This window comes from Pseudomonas sp. HMWF021, from assembly GCF_003061005.1.
GTDB lineage: Bacteria > Pseudomonadota > Gammaproteobacteria > Pseudomonadales > Pseudomonadaceae > Aquipseudomonas.
Map to the genome: position 1 here is coordinate 1 of NZ_QAIK01000033.1, position 14,918 is coordinate 14,918.

General features: G+C 58.4%; 11 protein-coding genes. 7 read left to right on the top strand and 4 right to left on the bottom strand.

The genetic code is table 11. The features are described 5' to 3' along the window. From DBR18_RS28475 to DBR18_RS03600, 3 genes are all read right to left on the bottom strand, one after another. Positions 1 to 213 (bottom strand): hypothetical protein (locus DBR18_RS28475; protein WP_218277845.1); only part of this gene is annotated, 213 nt, incomplete at its 3' end. A 437-nt stretch (positions 214 to 650) separates the two neighbouring features. Continuing rightward, positions 651 to 1,901 carry a ribonucleotide-diphosphate reductase subunit beta gene (locus DBR18_RS03595; protein ID WP_003227292.1) on the bottom strand — a complete coding sequence of 417 codons (1,251 nt, stop codon included), beginning with the start codon at positions 1,899 to 1,901 and terminating at the stop codon, positions 651 to 653. A 552-nt stretch (positions 1,902 to 2,453) separates the two neighbouring features. Beyond that, positions 2,454 to 2,714 (bottom strand): DUF2790 domain-containing protein, encoded by a 261-nt coding sequence (locus DBR18_RS03600; protein WP_108589286.1) that lies wholly within the window; start codon positions 2,712 to 2,714, stop codon positions 2,454 to 2,456. Between the two features lie 417 nt (positions 2,715 to 3,131). Here DBR18_RS03600 and acs point away from each other — a divergent pair, with 417 nt between their 5' ends. From acs to argR, 7 genes are all read left to right on the top strand, one after another. Then, entirely contained in the window at positions 3,132 to 5,087 is a 1,956-nt protein-coding gene (gene acs / locus DBR18_RS03605; RefSeq protein ID WP_108589287.1) for an acetate--CoA ligase, read from the top strand. A gap of 813 nt (positions 5,088 to 5,900) precedes the next feature. Continuing rightward, a complete protein-coding gene (locus DBR18_RS03610) occupies positions 5,901 to 6,674 on the top strand; it encodes an ABC transporter substrate-binding protein (protein WP_007963103.1) in 774 nt (257 codons plus the stop codon). Positions 6,675 to 6,765: 91 nt separating this feature from the next. Beyond that, a complete protein-coding gene (locus DBR18_RS03615; RefSeq protein ID WP_003227287.1) occupies positions 6,766 to 7,455 on the top strand; it encodes an ABC transporter permease in 690 nt (229 codons plus the stop codon). Continuing rightward, complete coding sequence (locus tag DBR18_RS03620) at positions 7,452 to 8,150, top strand: ABC transporter permease (protein WP_108589288.1); 699 nt, start codon at positions 7,452 to 7,454, stop codon at positions 8,148 to 8,150. The genes DBR18_RS03615 and DBR18_RS03620 overlap by 4 nt, the downstream gene beginning before the upstream one ends. A gap of 1 nt (position 8,151) precedes the next feature. Further along, a complete protein-coding gene (locus DBR18_RS03625; protein WP_108589289.1) occupies positions 8,152 to 9,264 on the top strand; it encodes a M14 family metallopeptidase in 1,113 nt (370 codons plus the stop codon). Positions 9,265 to 9,291: 27 nt separating this feature from the next. Beyond that, on the top strand, positions 9,292 to 10,056 hold the full coding sequence (locus DBR18_RS03630; protein ID WP_003227281.1) for an ABC transporter ATP-binding protein: 765 nt from the start codon (positions 9,292 to 9,294) through the stop codon (positions 10,054 to 10,056). A 246-nt stretch (positions 10,057 to 10,302) separates the two neighbouring features. Beyond that, complete coding sequence (gene argR, locus DBR18_RS03635) at positions 10,303 to 11,295, top strand: transcriptional regulator ArgR (protein ID WP_177482337.1); 993 nt, start codon at positions 10,303 to 10,305, stop codon at positions 11,293 to 11,295. A 25-nt stretch (positions 11,296 to 11,320) separates the two neighbouring features. Here the strand turns inward: argR and DBR18_RS03640 are convergent, their stop codons facing one another. Further along, on the bottom strand, positions 11,321 to 14,872 hold the full coding sequence (locus DBR18_RS03640) for a DUF6543 domain-containing protein (RefSeq protein ID WP_218277846.1): 3,552 nt from the start codon (positions 14,870 to 14,872) through the stop codon (positions 11,321 to 11,323). Between the last annotated feature and the right edge of the window lie 46 nt (positions 14,873 to 14,918).

Below are 14,918 nucleotides of genomic sequence, written 5' to 3' on the forward strand. Positions count from 1 at the left end.
AGATGTTTTCAGGTCAGATATTTTATTGAGCTCGCACAGATCCCATTCGTGGCCTGGAGTTACATGGCCGCCATGGGTTTGAAAACAACGGAGTACTTCTTTCCCTGTGCGAGAAAGGCCAACGGCATGCGGTTCAACTACCCGTGGAATCCCGCTGTATGTGAACGTTAAAACTTGATAGTTACTGATTGCGTCAATAATTGTCTGTTTCATAGGAATTACTCAGCACGTGATTATAGAACGGGACAGTTGCCTGTCCCGTGGGGTTAGGCCTTCACAAAAAAACAGAAAGGACGCCCGTCTTTGCGAAAGACGTCTTTTCCACTGCGCCAGTGCTTGAAGCTCATACAGAAAACAGCTCTGTATCCTGGCGGTGCCACCGGATAATCGTTCATGACGAATTCTCCGACGTGAGGCCGTTGTAACCGTCTGAAAGATGTCTATAATCACGTCGCGCATTTTCCCAATGCATCGTGATTTGAGTTCTTTCAGTCACGGCCCGCACCCTCGGGCTTCTGTTCAATGGTGCGGTCAAGACCCGCAGCAGTCGTTGGCGCGATTGCTGCGGGTTTCTTGTTTCTGCCTTCTGAATAATGCTCTTTTGATATTTTTATGGCCCTGCTGCAATTGAAGCAGCAGAGCCATATCAATCAATCCCAGCTCAACGCACCACCAGTCTGATACTCAATAACCCGAGTCTCAAAGAAATTCTTCTCTTTCTTCAAGTCCATAATCTCGCTCATCCAAGGGAACGGGTTAGTAGTCCCTGGATATTCCTCTTTCAAACCAATCTGCGACAAACGACGGTTAGCGATGAACTTCAGGTAGTCCTCCATCATCGCCGCGTTCATGCCCAGTACGCCGCGAGGCATGGTGTCGCGGGCGTATTCGATTTCCAGCTGCGTACCCTGCAGGATCATCTGGGTCGCTTCTTCCTTCATTTCGGCGTCCCACAGGTGTGGGTTTTCGATTTTGATCTGGTTGATCACGTCGATGCCGAAGTTCAGGTGCATGGATTCGTCGCGCAGGATGTATTGGAACTGCTCGGCGACGCCGGTCATTTTGTTGCGGCGGCCCATGGAGAGGATCTGGGTGAAGCCGCAGTAGAAGAAGATGCCTTCCAGAACGCAGTAGTAGGCGATCAGGTTGCGCAGCAGTTCTTTGTCGGTGTCCGGGGTGCCGGTTTCGAACTTCGGATCGGAGATCGAGCGGGTGTATTTCAGGCCCCAGGCTGCCTTTTTGGCGACCGATGGAATCTCGTGGTACATGTTGAAGATCTCGCCTTCATCCATGGCCAGCGATTCGATGCAGTACTGGTAGGCGTGGGTGTGGATCGCCTCTTCGAAGGCCTGGCGCAGGATGTACTGGCGGCATTCCGGGTTGGTGATCAGGCGGTACACGGCCAGCACCAGGTTGTTGGCAACCAGGGAGTCGGCGGTGGAGAAGAAGCCGAGGTTGCGCATCACGATGCGGCGCTCGTCGTCGGTCAGGCCTTCCGGGTTTTTCCAGAGGGCGATGTCGGCGGTCATGTTGACTTCTTGCGGCATCCAGTGGTTTGCGCAGCCGTCCAGGTACTTCTGCCAGGCCCAGTCGTACTTGAAAGGTACGAGTTGGTTGAGGTCGGCGCGGCAGTTGATCATGCGCTTTTCGTCAACGGCGACACGGGCGGAGGCGCCTTCGAGTTCGGCGAGGCCTTCGGCGACGTCGAGGGAATCCAGTGCTGCCTTGGCGCGGGCCACGGCGGCCGAGTCGTCGGCGGTCACGGCGCGGGCTTCCAGCGCTGCGGCACCGCCGGCGCTGTCGAGGCGGTCCATGTTGGCTTCAGTAGCGTGGCCGGCGTTGGCGCCTTTCACGGTTGCTACTTCACTGTCTTCTTTGTCGAATTCGTCCCAGCTCAGCATGACGTGTCGTCTCCTGCGTGAGGGCCTGTCGCCCCGTGTGAAACCTGATTGGTTGGTTTTTCACACGGTCGTACAGACCGCGTTGGATCTTAAGGAATCGTTTTTTGCGGCAGCCAAGGCAGGCAATAAAACAGAATTTTGTACGGGTTTCCGAGAGCCTCTGACGGGCGCAGATCAGCGTTTGGGCTGCTGCGGGGCTTCAGAATGGCTTTGATCCCTGTAAGGGAATATTGCTGACCCGATTAGGGCGGCATTATAGGGAAAAAAACACGGCTGTGCTGAGGCGAATCCGCGCATGGAGCGGTCGAGGAGGGTGGTTTTTCGATGAGAGTGCGGGTTTACAGGGCTTTGCCGGGGATAGATTTTTTTTCGTACAAATCTCGCGATTGTGGAATTGCTCAAAAAACGAACAAAAAAACCGGGTTTTCACTACATCTAGTGTTTTGCAAGCATTTTTGACGACTCCAGACACAACTGAGCCCGACCGAAGCCGGGCTGGAATCGACCCTCAAATGAGGCGCTGAGCGATCCGATTCGGTGCAGTCTCGATCATCAATTGGTACAGCCGTTACCCATCACGCTGTAACGCAGGATATGACGCTGACCTTTGGAGTCGTCGTATTCCATTTTCATCGGGACAACTTCGCAGACGTTCGGAACTTCGCTCATGGACACTACGTTGGCGATGTCCAGGTGAGTGGAGTAAGTGTATTCCTCGATCACCGGTTGTTGCTGTGCGACATCAGTCGGGACCTCGTCTGCCATGGCGGTTGCGCACAGACTGCTGAGGGCCAGAACCAATAAAGCTTTCATTTCAGATTTACCTTTTTGAGGTCGAGTGGGGTCACGCAACCTGTTTAGGGTTGCGTGTGGAACTTCATCGTTTGCAGTTATTACTTGAGAACTGGATTAACGGCCTTTGTGGGGGCTGTAACGTTGTTAATCGCGTTTGCCTTGTCGGCGATGCGGATTTTAGGGAGGTGGGGTGGGGGTAAACAGGTGGGGTTTTGATAAACACTTTTCGCGGTTTTGGTAACAATCCCCACAAAACACCGGCCAACCCTTGTAGGCGTTGCCGAAGGCTGCGATCTTTCGTCTTTGATTTTGCAAGGCAAGATCAAAAGATCGCAGCCTGCGGCAGCTCCTACAACCATCGTCGAATGGTTCTATGGGGCCGGCCCGGCTACAACGGGGTCATACAAAAACAACTATTACACCGAGGTAGGAAAGATGAGTGCGGCTTCTCTGTATCCCGTTCGTCCCGAGGTTCTGGCCAATACGCTGACCGACGAGGCGACCTACAAAGCCATGTACCAGCAGTCGGTCGTCAACCCTGACGGCTTCTGGCGCGAGCAAGCCAAGCGTCTTGACTGGATCAAGCCTTTCACCACGGTGAAGCAGACTTCATTCGACGATCACCATGTCGACATCAAGTGGTTCGCCGACGGCACCCTGAACGTTTCCTACAACTGCCTCGACCGTCATCTGGCCGAGCGCGGCGACCAGGTCGCGATCATCTGGGAAGGCGACGATCCTTCCGAAAGCCGCAACATCACCTACCGCGAACTGCACGAACAAGTGTGCAAACTGGCCAACGCCCTGCGTGGTCAGGACGTGCACCGTGGCGACGTGGTGACTATCTATATGCCGATGATCCCCGAAGCCGTGGTCGCCATGCTGGCCTGCACCCGGATCGGCGCGATTCACTCGGTGGTGTTCGGCGGCTTCTCGCCGGAAGCGCTGGCGGGGCGGATCATCGACTGCCGCTCGAAAGTGGTGATCACTGCTGACGAAGGCATCCGTGCCGGCAAAAAAATCTCGCTGAAGGCCAACGTTGACGACGCGCTGACCAACCCGGAAACCAGCAGCATCCAGAAAGTCATCGTGTGCAAGCGCACCGGTGGCGACATCAAGTGGAACCAGCATCGCGACATCTGGTACGAAGACCTGATGAAAGTGGCGGGCACCGTGTGTGCGCCGAAAGAGATGGGCGCTGAAGAAGCGCTGTTCATCCTTTACACCTCCGGCTCCACTGGCAAGCCGAAGGGCGTGCAGCACACCACTGGCGGTTATCTGCTATACGCGGCAATGACCCACGAGCGCGTGTTCGACTACCGTCCGGGCGAAATCTACTGGTGCACCGCCGACGTCGGCTGGGTCACCGGCCACAGCTACATCGTCTACGGCCCGCTGGCCAATGGCGCGACCACCGTGCTGTTCGAAGGCGTACCGAACTACCCGGACATCACCCGGGTGGCGAAGATCGTCGACAAGCACAAGGTCAACATCCTCTACACCGCGCCGACCGCGATCCGCGCGATGATGGCGTCGGGCACCGCCGCCGTCGAAGGCGCTGACGGCAGCAGCCTGCGTCTGCTCGGTTCGGTGGGCGAGCCGATCAACCCGGAAGCCTGGGACTGGTACTACAAGAATGTCGGCAAGTCCCGTTGCCCGATCGTCGATACCTGGTGGCAGACCGAAACCGGCGGCAACATGATGAGCCCGCTGCCGGGTGCGCATGCGCTGAAACCGGGTTCGGCGGCACGTCCGTTCTTTGGTGTGGTGCCGGCGCTGGTCGACAACCTCGGTAACATCATCGAAGGCGAGGCTGAAGGCAATCTGGTGATTCTCGATTCGTGGCCGGGTCAGGCGCGCACGCTGTATGGCGACCATGACCGCTTCGTCGACACCTACTTCAAAACCTTCCGTGGCATGTACTTCACCGGTGACGGTGCGCGGCGTGACGCCGATGGTTACTACTGGATCACCGGGCGTGTGGACGACGTGCTCAACGTCTCCGGCCACCGCATGGGTACCGCCGAGATCGAAAGCGCCATGGTCGCCCACCCGAAAGTCGCCGAAGCGGCGGTGGTCGGTGTGCCGCACGACATCAAGGGGCAGGGCATCTATGTCTACGTCACCCTGAAGAATGGCGAGGAGCCGAGCGAGCAACTGCGCCTGGAACTGAAGAACTGGGTGCGCAAGGAGATCGGCCCGATTGCTTCGCCGGATGTGATCCAGTGGGCGCCGGGACTGCCGAAGACCCGTTCGGGCAAGATCATGCGGCGGATTCTGCGCAAGATTGCTACGGCGGAATATGACGGGTTGGGGGATATCTCGACTTTGGCGGATCCGGGTGTGGTGCAGCATTTGATTGATACGCACAAGACGATGAATGTGGCGTAAGCGTTAGCTTCACAGAAGCCCTGTCCGGTGATGCCGGGCGGGGCTTTTTTGTGTCTGGAGGGGTTGTGCTGGCTGTGCCTGCCTAATCGCGAGCAGGCTCGTTCCCACAGGTTTGTGGTGTGTTGCAGGTTTGAGTTCCTGCGCAATTGTGGGGTGGCTGGACTGGCCTCATCGCTGGCAAGCCAGCTCCCACAGGTTTCCCAGGTGTGAACGAAATTTCAATCTCAACCGAAATCCGTGTGGGAGCTGGCTTGCCAGCGATAGCAATCTGTCAGACGCCGGAGTAGTCCCCTGTCAGAATCAAAACCCACCCAATCAATAATTATCGATTTCCTGCGCAAGCCATTTCCCGCTGTTACCCGCCCCCATCCGAGTAACCAAATGTGTAACCGCCCGCCTCGCAGCGGGGCAAAGGGAAACGCAATGCCCCGTTTTAGAGCCTCAAAACCGCCAGTAAAAAATAAGACACAACGCTGCGCTTGCCGGATTAGAAGGGTTTGCGAATAATAGGCCCGCAATTTGCAGCATAGATCGGTTCACTATCTTTCGCTCTTGCATGAATTTGCAAGGCTGTCAATGTGCTCAAGCGGGTTTCTCTGTGCATCTGTAATTAGTTGTCGCATTGAAGAAATATCGGCTTCGGGCCTGTCGTTAGAATGCCGATCACTCGCTCATCGTGGCTGACGTTGAAACCCTTGGGGGTTTCATCGGGAAATTTCCCACCGATGCTGCACCGCTTTCCCGATTCACCCATTCGCATATTGGGCTGTCGCTCACTCTGCCGTTTTTGCCCTTTACCGATGGAGTCCCAAGATGAAGAAACTTGTGCTGCTTGGCGCCCTGGCACTGTCCGTGCTGTCGCTGAATTCCTTCGCTGATGAAAAACCTCTGAAAATCGGTATCGAAGCGGCTTACCCTCCGTTCGCTTCCAAAGCGCCGGACGGCAGCATCGTCGGTTTCGACTACGACATCGGCAACGCCCTGTGCGAGCAGATGCAGGTCAAGTGCGTGTGGGTCGAGCAAGAGTTCGATGGTCTGATCCCGGCGCTCAAAGTGCGCAAGATCGACGCGATCCTGTCGTCCATGTCGATCACTGAAGACCGCAAGAAGTCCGTGGACTTCACCAACAAGTACTACAACACCCCGGCCCGTCTGGTCATGAAGCAAGGCACCGTTGTCAGCGACAACCTGTCTGAGCTCAAGGGCAAGAACATCGGTGTGCAACGTGGTTCGATCCACGAGCGTTTCGCTCGCGAAGTCCTGGCCCCACTGGGTGCCGAGATCAAGCCGTACGGCTCGCAGAACGAAATCTACCTCGACGTGGCCGCCGGTCGCCTCGACGGCACCGTGGCGGACGCCACCCTGCTGCAGGACGGCTTCCTGAACACGGATTCCGGCAAAGGCTTCGCCTTCGTTGGCCCGCAGTTCACCGACGTCAAATACTTCGGCGACGGCGTAGGCATCGCGGTGCGCAAGGGTGACGCGCTGAAAGACAAGATCAACGCAGCCATCACGGCCATCCGTGAAAACGGTAAATACAAAGCTATCCAGGACAAGTACTTCGCCTTCGATATCTACGGCAAGTAACACGTCTCTGCGACAAGTCAGAAATGGCGCAAGCAACAGGATCTCTGCGGTTTGCGCCATTTTTTCATCCCAACTTTCGAGGACCTGAATCATGTTGAAAGGCTACGGGGCTGTCATCCTCGATGGCGCATGGCTGACGCTTCAGCTCGCCTTGTCGTCCATGGCCCTGGCCATCGTTCTCGGGCTGATCGGGGTCGCGCTGCGCCTGTCGCCGATTCGCTGGCTGGCGTGGCTGGGCGATCTGTATTCCACGGTGATCCGCGGGATTCCCGATCTGGTGCTGATCCTGCTGATCTTCTACGGCGGCCAGGATTTGCTCAACCGCGTCGCGCCGATGCTCGGCTATGACGACTACATCGACCTGAACCCGCTGGCCGCCGGCATCGGCACCCTCGGTTTCATCTTCGGTGCGTACCTGTCCGAGACCTTCCGTGGTGCGTTCATGGCGATTCCCAAAGGCCAGGCCGAAGCGGGCATGGCGTACGGCATGAGCAGTTTTCAGGTGTTTTTCCGGGTGATGGTGCCGCAGATGATTCGCCTGGCCATTCCTGGCTTCACCAACAACTGGCTGGTTCTGACCAAGGCGACCGCGCTGATTTCGGTGGTCGGTCTGCAAGACATGATGTTCAAGGCCAAGCAGGCGGCAGACGCCACTCGCGAGCCTTTCACCTTCTTCCTCGCAGTGGCGGCGATGTACCTGGTGATCACCAGTGTTTCGTTGCTGGCGCTGCGTCACCTTGAGAAGCGCTACTCGGTAGGCGTAAGGGCGGCTGATCTATGATCTTCGACTACAACGTCATTTGGGAGGCCATGCCGCTGTACCTCGGCGGCCTGCTGACCACCCTCAAACTGCTCGCGCTGTCGCTGTTGTTCGGTCTGCTCGCGGCACTGCCGCTGGGGCTGATGCGCGTCTCCAAGAACCCGATCGTCAACGGCTCCGCGTGGCTCTATACCTACGTGATCCGCGGCACGCCGATGCTGGTGCAGCTGTTTTTGATCTACTACGGTCTGGCGCAGTTCGAAGCGGTGCGTGAAAGCTTCTTCTGGCCGTGGCTGTCCAGCGCCACGTTCTGTGCGTGCCTGGCCTTCGCGATCAACACCAGCGCCTACACCGCCGAAATCATTGCCGGCAGCCTTAAGGCCACGCCGAACGGCGAGATCGAAGCCGCCAAGGCCATGGGCATGTCGCGCTTCAAGCTGTACAAGCGCATCCTACTGCCATCGGCCCTGCGCCGGGCACTGCCGCAGTACAGCAACGAAGTGATCATGATGCTGCAGACCACCAGTCTGGCGTCCATCGTGACCCTGATCGACATCACCGGCGCGGCCCGTACCGTCAACGCGCAGTACTACCTGCCGTTCGAGGCGTACATCACCGCCGGCGTGTTCTACCTGTGCCTGACCTTCATTCTGGTGAAGCTGTTCAAGCTGGCCGAGCGTCGCTGGCTGAGCTACCTGGCCCCACGGAAGCACTGATATGGAACGCATCGACCACGTATTGCCGTGGAGCCATCTGGGCAGCGAGCGCAAGATTTCGGTCTTCCGCTTCGGCAGCGGCGAGCGCAAGGCTTACATCCAGGCCAGCCTGCACGCTGACGAACTGCCGGGCATGCGCACCGCCTGGGAGCTGAAAAAGCGCCTCGGCGAACTCGAAGCCCAGGGCCTGCTCAACGGCGTGATCGAGCTGGTGCCGGTCGCCAACCCGCTGGGCCTCGGCCAATTGCTGCAAGGCAATCATCAGGGGCGTTTCGAGGCGGGCAGCGGCAAGAATTTCAACCGCGATTTCGTTGAGCTGAGCGCGCCGGTGGCGGCGGCACTGGCCGACCGTCTCGGTGACGATCCGCACGCCAACATTCGCCTGATCCGTCAGGCCATGGCTGATCATCTGGCGGCACTGCCCGAGGCGAGCAGCCAGTTGCAAGGCATGCAGCGCGTGTTGCTCAGCCACGCCTGCACCGCTGACGTGGTGCTGGACTTGCATTGCGACGCCGAAGCCGCGCTGCACATGTACGCGCTGCCGCAGCACTGGCCCCAGTGGCGTTCGCTGGCGGCGCACCTGAATGTGAAGGTCGGTCTGCTGGCGGAAGATTCCGGCGGCAGCTCCTTCGATGAAGCGTGCTCGTTGCCGTGGTTGCGTCTGTCGCGGCAGTTCCCGGACGCGCAGATCCCACTGGCGTGCCTGGCGACCACCGTCGAGCTGGGCGGTCAGGCCAATACCGACCGCGCGGATGCGCAGGCCTGGGCCGAAGGCATTCTGGCGTTCCTCGCCGAGCAAGGCCTGATCACCGGCGAGTGGCCGAAGCCGGCCAGCGAACCGTGCGAAGGCATGCCGTTCGAAGGCACTGAATTGCTGTTGGCGCCGCACCCCGGTGTGGTGAGTTTTCTGCGTAAACCCGGCGAGTGGGTTGAAGCCGGGGATGAGATTTTCGAAGTGATCGACCCTGTGTCCGATCGGGTCAGCACGGTGTGTGCTGGTACGTCCGGGGTGCTGTTTGCCATTGAACGGCTGCGCTATGCCCAACCCGGTTTCTGGCTGGCCAAGGTGGCGGGGCGCGAAGCGCTGCGTCACGGGCGCTTGCTCAACGACTGACTGACTGTTTTTGTGAGAACCGACCGCATGTACAAACTTGAAGTCCAAGACCTGCATAAACGCTATGGCAGTCACGAAGTGCTCAAGGGCGTGTCCCTGAAAGCGGCAGCCGGCGATGTGATCAGCATCATCGGCTCCAGTGGCTCCGGCAAAAGTACTTTCCTGCGCTGCATCAACCTGCTCGAGCAGCCGCACGCGGGCAAGATCCTGCTCAATAACGAAGAGCTGAAACTGGTGGCGAACAAGGACGGCGCGCTGAAAGCCGCTGATCCGAAACAGTTGCAGCGCATGCGTTCGCGCCTGTCGATGGTGTTCCAGCATTTCAACCTGTGGTCGCACATGACCGCGCTGGAAAACATCATGGAGGCGCCGGTCCACGTGCTGGGCGTGTCCAAGGCCGAAGCCCGCGAGAAAGCCGAGCACTACCTGAACAAGGTTGGCGTGGCCCATCGTAAAGACGCGTTCCCGGGGCACATGTCCGGTGGTGAGCAGCAGCGTGTGGCAATTGCCCGTGCGCTGGCGATGGAACCGGAAGTGATGCTGTTCGACGAGCCGACTTCGGCCCTCGACCCGGAGCTGGTCGGCGACGTGCTGAAAGTCATGCAGGCCCTTGCTCAGGAAGGCCGCACCATGGTTGTGGTCACGCACGAAATGGGCTTTGCCCGTGAAGTGTCGAACCAGTTGGTGTTCCTGCACAAAGGCGTTGTTGAAGAGAGCGGCAACCCGCGCGAAGTGCTGGTCAATCCGCAATCGGAACGTTTGCAGCAATTCCTGTCGGGTAGCCTCAAGTAATCAGAGCTGCCGATATGCACCCGAATAGTGCATGCTTCGCAGCCTGAAGGCTGGCTCCGATTCCCTGTAGGAGCTGCCGAAGGCTGCGATCTTTTGATCTTCAACAACAAGATCAAAAGATCGCAGCCTCGTTTCACTCGACAGCGCCTACAGTGGGAGCTGCGCAGGTTTCGAGATTTGCGTTCATTTACGGGCTAGCATTGGCCCATGCCTTCATCACCGTTCTTCGTTTCGGATTGCCCGCCCATGACTGCCCATCGAATTGGTTTCCTGATTTGGCCCAGCACTAAAGCTCTGACGCTGGCGCTGGCGGAGGAGGCCTTGCGGGTTGCTCAGCGTGTGCACCCGGACGTGGTGTACGAACTGTCGTTCCTGCAGGCCGAAGCCAATACGGAAGCTGCGGCCGAAGGCGCCTGGCAACTGCCCGGCGAAGCCTGGACCGGCAAGCTGGAAAACTTCCAGAAACTGTTTCTGCTCGCCGATGAGCCGCCGACCACCCTGGCCCCGGCCCTCAGCAGCGCGCTCAAGCAACTGGTGCGTGCCGGATGCGTGATCGGCGGCCTGTCAGCCGGTGTGTATCCGCTGGCGCAGCTCGGTCTGCTCGACGGTTACCGCGCGGCCGTGCATTGGCGCTGGCAGGACGATTTCGCTGAGCGCTTCCCGAAAGTCATTGCCACCAGCCATCTGTTCGATTGGGATCGCGATCGCCTGACTGCGTGTGGCGGCATGTCGGTCCTCGATCTGCTGCTGGCGGTGCTGGCCCGTGATCATGGGGCAGAACTGGCCGGTGCGGTGTCCGAAGAACTGGTGGTCGAGCGTATCCGCGAGGGCGGCGAACGCCAGCGCATCCCGCTGCAGAACCGCCTCGGCTCCAGCCATCCGAAGCTCACCCAAGCGGTGCTGCTGATGGAAGCCAACATCGAAGAGCCGCTGACCACCGACGAAATCGCTCAGCACGTGTGCGTGTCCCGTCGCCAGCTCGAGCGGATCTTCAAGCAATACCTCAACCGCGTGCCGAGCCAGTACTACCTGGAACTGCGCCTGAACAAGGCCCGGCAGATGTTGATGCAAACCAGCAAGTCGATCATCCAGATCGGCCTGTCCTGCGGTTTCTCTTCGGGACCGCATTTCTCCAGCGCCTACCGCAACTTCTTCGGTGCCACACCGCGGGAAGATCGCAACCAGCGGCGCAGTAGCAGCCCGTTCGAGCTGTCGTCGGTGCCGCCGGAGCGCGGTTGAAAACCGTTCAGGCGCTGCAGACTGATCAGGTTTCTACGTCTGACGGTTCCGAGTCACTCATTTCCCTTCGCCCCAGCCTTGGTATTTGAACGACATTGAAGGAGCGGCCGGTTTGAGCGAAATAGGCGGTAAGTCTTTGCAAACTGTCCGATGACAGTGGATTGGCGGCCAGGTCGATTCCATTTGCAATTATCGGAGGGAGTTCAAGCACATCGGCCGGAATATTGACGATCGCGTTGTGGCTCAGGTCAGCCATATACAGTTCCGGGAGCTGAAACAGACCACGGGGAATTTCAGTGATGCCCGTGTGAGCCAGGGACAGAATCGACAGGTCGGACATTCGGCTGACATCAGGGGTCAACCCCAAAGGGTTACGGTTAAGATTCAGAGTATCGAGCGTCGTCATTCCGCTCAGCGCAGTGGCAGTGGGCTCAGTCAATTGGATCGCGCATTCCGTCAGCGTCAATGAGGTGAGCTCGCCCATGTTGAAAATCTGCTCCGGGATATTCGTCAATGAGTATTGGCGAATGAACAATGTCTGGAGCTTGGGAAAACAGCCAAGAAATGGTCCTGCACCGCTGGTGATACCGGCGTCACCCTCCAGGGCCAATAAAGAAACATGACTGAAGTCTGCGCTCAAGGCAGGCAAATCGCCGGAAGGGGGAGCCGGCAGTTTCAGTTCGAAAGACGGCTGCGGGTTCGGGTCAAGACTATTCAGCGGGCTTGCTCGCCTCCAGCACGCTTTCACTCGCGCCTTGAAAATTTTGCGGGCAGCATTTTCCTCGCTCAGCTCATCCGCAGTGAAGGGTGCGCGGGTGGCGGGGTTGAGTGCCGGAACATTGCCGGCCCACGCTGCCAGTTCGGTGGTGAGCGTCGCGTACTTGGCCTGCAATCGGGTGACTTCTTGTCGGCCGCTTTCAAGTGTGCCGGGCAGGCGATAGATGAAATCGTTCGCCTCTTCGTAGTCCATCTTTGGATACAGGTCTCTTACGCGATTAATCTCGGCCATTTCGGCCAGCACGCCAAGATCATGCCCGTTGAGCTGATAGTAAGCCTTGACCCTTTCGCGACAGGCGTCAGACAAAGGATTGCTGCCGAAGTCCAGCCCTTTGGTCATTCTGCCGGGCCGCTCAAAGATCGCCTGTGGAATGTCGATGAGCTGATTACCTGAAAAAGTGGCAACGTCGATTTTTGGGTGGTCGATCAGGCCGGCGGGCAATTGCGCAATGCCGGTGCTGGAAACATCGAGGAACTCCAGGTCCGGCATAGCGGTGATATCGGGTGGCAGTGTCAATGGATTTCCATAGAGATCCAGGCTGGTCAGGGTGTGCAGCGAGGCAAGGGTTTGTCGTGTGTGTGGGGTCAGGGTGATGGCGCATTCGCTCAGTGTCAGTTGATTCAGATCGGGCAAGCGCACCAGCGCTTCGGGAAACTGACTCAGATTGCATCGCCTGATTTCAAGGTTCTGCAACTTGGGCAGCATTGCCAGTAATCCATTGAGCCCGGATGCCCCCGGGCTGTCTTCGATGATCAGGCTGGTGACATGCGGCATGTCAGCCGTCAGCGTCGGTAAATCACCGAGCAGCGGTCTGGCATAGCGCAGCTTGTAGCCCAGCGCGCCGGTCTCGGGATCCACGCTTTCCACCGGTATTTTCCTGCGCCAGCATCGCTCGAGCTCTTTGGCGAATTGGGCGCGACTGTTTTTTGCTTCCGCATATTCCTCCAAGGTCAGTCGGGCACCTGTCAACGGGTCAAAGTGGGGTGACTGGGCAACCCAGGCCTCAAGATCCGTTGCCAGCTGGTGATGTTCGGCGTGCAGGCGATAAATTTCGCTGCGCGCGCCGCCGGGACGCCTTTGCAGCTGATTCAGAAGATCACGCAACTGACTTTCGTAAAGAGTTGGATAGAGATTGCGCGCGAGTTGCATCAAAGGCGTGCTGCCAGGGTGAGAGCGTTCGTAGCCATCCGTACCTCCGGGCAGGCGCACGACCCTGGGATCGTAAGCCGGCTTGAGTAGCGGCGTGCGTGACAGCAGAGTGCGCAGCGTGTCCCGATCGAGTGCATGCTCCTGCAACGCCTTGCGCAGTTTTGGCGCTTCACCGACATGAATGTTCAGAGCGTTGCGCACCTCGTCGGGCAACGCCCTGAGCAGGCTGTCGATGAAGTCATCCGGCGAGGACAGCGCCAGATTTTTTTCGTCGTAGGACTCGTACCGACCGTCTTCACGCAGAACCAGAACTTTTCGAACGGCGGCGTGGGCATCACCGATGCTCTCGCGCAGACGCCCTGCGTAACTGAACTCTCTGATTTCGAGTCGAATGCCCCCAGGCCAGCCGCGTAGTTTTTCCAGTGAGTGCAGCGCCAGAACATCGCTGTCCAGGTTTGGCGCAGCATCGAGGTACAGGCCTTCATAAGCCCGCGACAGGCGAACTTCCTGTCTGGCCCAGCGCGCGATGTGAGTCAAGCGCTCGGGGACTGAGCGAAGCTTCAATTGGTTGCGTTCCACAAACGTCGCAGTATCGAATATTTCCGTGGCGACGCTGACCGGCAGCCCCGGCGCGGAATCGATGATTGCCTGGACTTGAGGGGAGGCGATGCGATCCAGTACGCGGTAGCGCTCATCAAACATCGAGGTTTTTTTATTCTCGGCAATACTCGCCAGTTTCCGTCGCAACAAGCGGGTCCGCACGGTGATTGCACTGGGAGGGGCGCCGCGATCTTCTTCCAGCAGGGTTTTGATCTGCGTTTCGTCGAGTTGGCGCAGCAGGGTAAAAAGCAGGTCGGTATTGCGCTCCTGCGCCTGGTAAAGGTTCAGGGGCGCTGAGGAGGCGTTGGCGCTTTCCCAAAGCGTCTCGCCTTCGCTGTTCAACAGGCGCAGCCCCTTGTTTTCCGGCCAGAGCATATTTTGTGTGAGCAATTGCAGTTGGGTTTTCCAGTCTGCGCGCAGATAGTCCCCGGGTGCCTCGCTACGCATTTGTTCAATGAAGGTGTGAATGTCCTTGTCCAGGCCGATTCGCTCCATTGAATCGCGTAACAGGGGAGGCAACGACGTGCGTTCGAATCGGGCCTTGCGCAGGTGATTCTCGTGATGGCCGCTGATGTTCAGGGCCAGTTCGCGCTCGCTGGCGGACAGTGAGCCGGCATGGGGGCCGGCATGCTTGAGCAGGGTGTTTCGGTCCCAGTTCAGGGGCTTGTCGAGTTCCGTCATCCAGACGCCGTCATCGATGTAGTCCAGCCGTGGGCGATAGGCGTCGGGACGCGTCGGATGTTCGATCCTGTAGGGTTCGTCGGCAGATGCTCTGGCCACCGAAAACAATTGGTCGCCCAAAGGCAGCAATGATTTGCCTTCGTGCGCATACAGTCCCTTGCCATCGGCGCTCTTGCCCTTGGGTAACGATTTTTTTTGCGCGTAAGGTGCAAGATCCGGTTTCCAGTAGCGGGTTTTGCCATCGGCTCCGGCGACGGGTTTCAAACCATCAAAAAACGCCACCATGTCTTTGGGCAGCAACTCGCCAAGCTGTTTGCCGATGATGCCGGCACCGGCGGCGAACAGCCCCAGCTCGACCAGCGATTGCACCACGCCGATCAGATGCGTGAAGGCCTGCCGGGTCTGTCCTTGTGAC

Coding starts and splice junctions, on each gene's coding strand:
- DBR18_RS03595 (WP_003227292.1), bottom strand. CDS start 1,901: ATGCTGAGCTGGGACGAATTCGACAAAGAAGACAGTGAAGTAGCAACC.
- DBR18_RS03600 (WP_108589286.1), bottom strand. CDS start 2,714: ATGAAAGCTTTATTGGTTCTGGCCCTCAGCAGTCTGTGCGCAACCGCC.
- acs (WP_108589287.1), top strand. CDS start 3,132: ATGAGTGCGGCTTCTCTGTATCCCGTTCGTCCCGAGGTTCTGGCCAAT.
- DBR18_RS03610 (WP_007963103.1), top strand. CDS start 5,901: ATGAAGAAACTTGTGCTGCTTGGCGCCCTGGCACTGTCCGTGCTGTCG.
- DBR18_RS03615 (WP_003227287.1), top strand. CDS start 6,766: ATGTTGAAAGGCTACGGGGCTGTCATCCTCGATGGCGCATGGCTGACG.
- DBR18_RS03620 (WP_108589288.1), top strand. CDS start 7,452: ATGATCTTCGACTACAACGTCATTTGGGAGGCCATGCCGCTGTACCTC.
- DBR18_RS03625 (WP_108589289.1), top strand. CDS start 8,152: ATGGAACGCATCGACCACGTATTGCCGTGGAGCCATCTGGGCAGCGAG.
- DBR18_RS03630 (WP_003227281.1), top strand. CDS start 9,292: ATGTACAAACTTGAAGTCCAAGACCTGCATAAACGCTATGGCAGTCAC.
- argR (WP_177482337.1), top strand. CDS start 10,303: ATGACTGCCCATCGAATTGGTTTCCTGATTTGGCCCAGCACTAAAGCT.